The organism is Allobosea sp. P1_A7, from assembly GCF_056406775.1.
In genome coordinates, this window is sequence record NZ_JBFTZN010000435.1 from 1 (window position 1) to 3,175 (window position 3,175).

The 3,175-nt window shown below is 64.0% G+C and carries 3 protein-coding genes; all 3 read left to right on the top strand.

What is annotated here, in order from left to right:
* The first annotated feature begins 62 nt into the window (after nucleotides 1-62).
* Nucleotides 63-1,283, top strand: a complete 1,221-nt coding sequence (gene rocD, locus AC1D34_RS35795) for an ornithine--oxo-acid transaminase (protein ID WP_476826816.1) — start codon at nucleotides 63-65, stop codon at nucleotides 1,281-1,283.
* A gap of 220 nt (nucleotides 1,284-1,503) precedes the next feature.
* Nucleotides 1,504-2,280: a transporter substrate-binding domain-containing protein gene (locus AC1D34_RS35800; protein ID WP_441489200.1), complete on the top strand. Its 777-nt coding sequence runs from the start codon at nucleotides 1,504-1,506 to the stop codon at nucleotides 2,278-2,280.
* An 80-nt stretch (nucleotides 2,281-2,360) separates the two neighbouring features.
* The gene (locus AC1D34_RS35805) at nucleotides 2,361-3,089 is read left to right on the top strand and encodes an ABC transporter permease (protein ID WP_476826817.1); all 729 of its coding nucleotides are present in this window, start codon (nucleotides 2,361-2,363) and stop codon (nucleotides 3,087-3,089) included.
* Nucleotides 3,090-3,175 lie beyond the last annotated feature (86 nt).

Here is a 3,175-nt window from a genome sequence, read left to right on the forward strand (position 1 = left end):
GATTCCAACACGAACCGGTCGTCTCGGCAGATTTACCCTCACTGGAACGAGGGAGAACGACCATGGATGCAATCGCGCTCGAGCAGCAGGTCTGTGCCGCCAACTACGCGCCACTGCCGATCATGCTCTCACATGGCGAGGGTGTCTGGCTGACCGATACCTCCGGGGTGAAACGGCTCGACATGATGAGCGGCTATTCGGCCGTCAGCCTGGGCCACGGTCACCCGCGTATTCTCAAGGTCCTGAGCGAACAGGCGCGCAAGCTCGCGGTGACGAGCCGGGCCTTCCACTGCGAACCTCTCGGCCCCTTCCTCGAGAAGCTCTGCGCCGTATCGGGCCAGGACATGGCGCTGCCGATGAACACCGGCGCCGAGGCGGTCGAAACCGCCATCAAGGCGGCACGGCGCTGGGGCTACCGGGTCAAGGATATCGCCGGGGATCAGGCCGAGATCATCGTCGCCGCGGGTAATTTCCACGGGCGTACCACGACGATCGTCGGCTTCTCCTCCGAGGACAGCTATCGCGACGGTTTCGGCCCCTTCGCACCGGGCTTCGTGACGGTGCCCTTCGGTGATTCAGCGGCCGTCGAGGCGGCGATCACCCCCCGCACCGCCGCCATCATGATCGAGCCGATCCAGGGAGAAGCGGGCATCGTCATGCCGCCTGCGGGCTATCTCAAGCGGTTGCGCGAACTCTGCGACCGCCACAACGTCCTGCTGATCCTCGACGAGATCCAGTCCGGGCTCGGACGCACCGGGCGCTGGTTCGCGCATCAGCATGAGGGCATCCGAGCGGACGGCCTGATCGTCGGCAAGGCGCTTGGCGGCGGTGTCTATCCCGTCTCGGCCTTCCTTGCCTCTCGGGATGTCATGCGCCTGTTCGAGCCCGGCTCGCATGGCTCGACCTTCGGCGGCAACGCGCTCGCCGCCGCGATCGGGCTGGAGTCGCTCAAGATCATCGAGGAAGAGCGGCTGGTGCAGCGCTCCGCCGAACAGGGCGCTCACATGAAGCAGCGCCTTGCCGCGATGACCCGCGGTATCGCGCGGGACGTCCGGGGAGCCGGTCTGTGGATCGGCGTCGATATCGATCCGGCAGTGGGTTCCGCCAAGGCGCTCGTCAAGGCAATGGCCAGCGCCGGCGTGCTGACCAAGGAAACGCACGAGACGGTCATCCGATTCGCCCCGCCGCTGACGATCAGCCGGGCGGAACTGGACTGGGGACTCGACCGCTGCGAGGCAGTCTTTGCCGCGTTTGGCGGACAGCGCAGGGCCAGCGCGGCCTGAGCACGGTGTCGAAGCGCGCAGGCACAATCCGCGCGGAATCAGACAGGGGCATAAATAATCAATAAAATCAATTATTTGCGCTGCCTTCCCTTTAAGCGGCTTCGCTCAGAAAAGCTGCATGCCCCCACTTGCGGGCAGGGCACAGGATCGCACAATCTGTAAGCACAAGCCGGACACGGGAACTCGAAACGCCCGGCCGGTCAAACCTGTGGGAGGTACCATGAAAGGTTTCGTTCGTTTGATCGCCGCCGCTGTGCTGACGGCTGCCGGCGCCACTGGCGTCCTGGCCCAGGCAAAGGAGTGGAAGGAGATCCGGATCGGCACCGAAGGCGCCTATCCCCCCTTCAACAATCTCAACGCCAAGAAGGAACTCGAAGGCTTCGAGATCGACTATGCGAACATGCTTTGCGAGAAGATGAAGGTGAAATGCACCTGGGTGGTCCAGGATTGGGACGGCATCATCCCGGCGCTGCTCGCCAATAAATACGACATCATCATCGCCGGCATGAACGCCACCGATGAGCGCAAGAAGCAGGTCGACTTCACCGCGGTCTACACCAAGACCCCGATCTGGGCGATCAGCGCCAAGTCGGCTGGAACCGACATCTCGCCGGCAGCCCTGAAGGGCAAGGCCATCGGCACGCAGGGCTCGACCATCCACGCCAACTTCCTCGAGAAGTTCTACAAGGATTCGACCATCCGCCTGTACCCGACCCAGGAAGAGGCGAATCTCGACCTGGCGAATGGGCGGCTTGACTACATCATCGCCGACTCGCTCTCGCTCGAGGACTTCCTCAATGGCAAGGGCAAGGATTGCTGCAAGAAGGCGGCCGACGTTCCGCGTGACGCCACCATCCACGGCCCCGGCACGGCCGGCGCGGTGCGCAAGGCCGATGTTGAACTGAAGGCGATGTGGGACAAGGCGATCGCCGAATCGATCGCCGACGGCTCGCACAAGAAGATCCAGGACAAGTGGTTCAAGTTCCCTATCCTGTGACAATAGCCGGCTGACCGAACCCCGTCGGCGTGCCTCGCGCGCCGGCGGTGGTCCATTTCCCTCCCCTCGCCGGCTTATCCATGTTCGACAAACTCGCACTGCTCGGTTTCGGCGACGGCGGCTGGGGCCTCGCCCTGCTCCAGGGCGCCGGGATCACCATCGCAATCGCGCTGGCAACCCTGCCTTTCGGCCTGCTGCTGGGCCTGATCGTCGCGCTCGGCAAGCGCTCCGAGAACATTGTTCTGCGCTGGCTGGCCACGGTCTACACGACCGTTTTCCGCGGCGTGCCGGAGCTTCTGACGCTCTACATCATCTATTTCGGCATCCAGATCGTGCTGCAGAAGGCCTGGGTCTCGCTCGGCCTGCCCGGCAATTTCAGCATGCCACCCTTCGTCGCCGGCATGGTGGCGCTCGGCGTGGTGCTCTCCGCCTTCTCCAGCGAGGTTTGGGTCGGCGCCCTCAACTCGATCCAGAAGGGCCAGCGCGAGGCCGCCGCCGCGCTCGGCCTGAGCAAGGGGCAGGCCTTCCGCCTCGTGGTCTTCCCTCAGCTCATCCGGGTGGCGCTRCCCGGTTTGGGCAATAACTGGATGGTGCTGCTGAAGGAGACCTCGCTGGTCTCGGTCATCACCCTGCCCGACATCATGTTCATCACCACCCGCGCCAATGTCGCGACCAAGGAACCGTTCCTGTTCTTCGGTGCGGCGATGCTGATCTACCTGGTCTTCTCGCTGATCTCGGCCTGGGGCGTCGGGCGTCTCGAGATCCGTGCCAATCGCGGCTTTGCTGCCTTCGGTGGAGCGACGCGATGAGCTGGTGCGAATATCCGGGCTATCTCTTCGGCAGCGAGGTTTTCCAGAATTACGGCTGCCGGATGGCGAGCGGCCTGTGGGTGACC

What these genes read in the sequence shown, in the direction of transcription:
- rocD (WP_476826816.1), top strand. Translation starts at nt 63, where the DNA reads ATGGATGCAATCGCGCTCGAGCAGCAGGTCTGTGCCGCCAACTACGCG.
- AC1D34_RS35800 (WP_441489200.1), top strand. Translation starts at nt 1,504, where the DNA reads ATGAAAGGTTTCGTTCGTTTGATCGCCGCCGCTGTGCTGACGGCTGCC.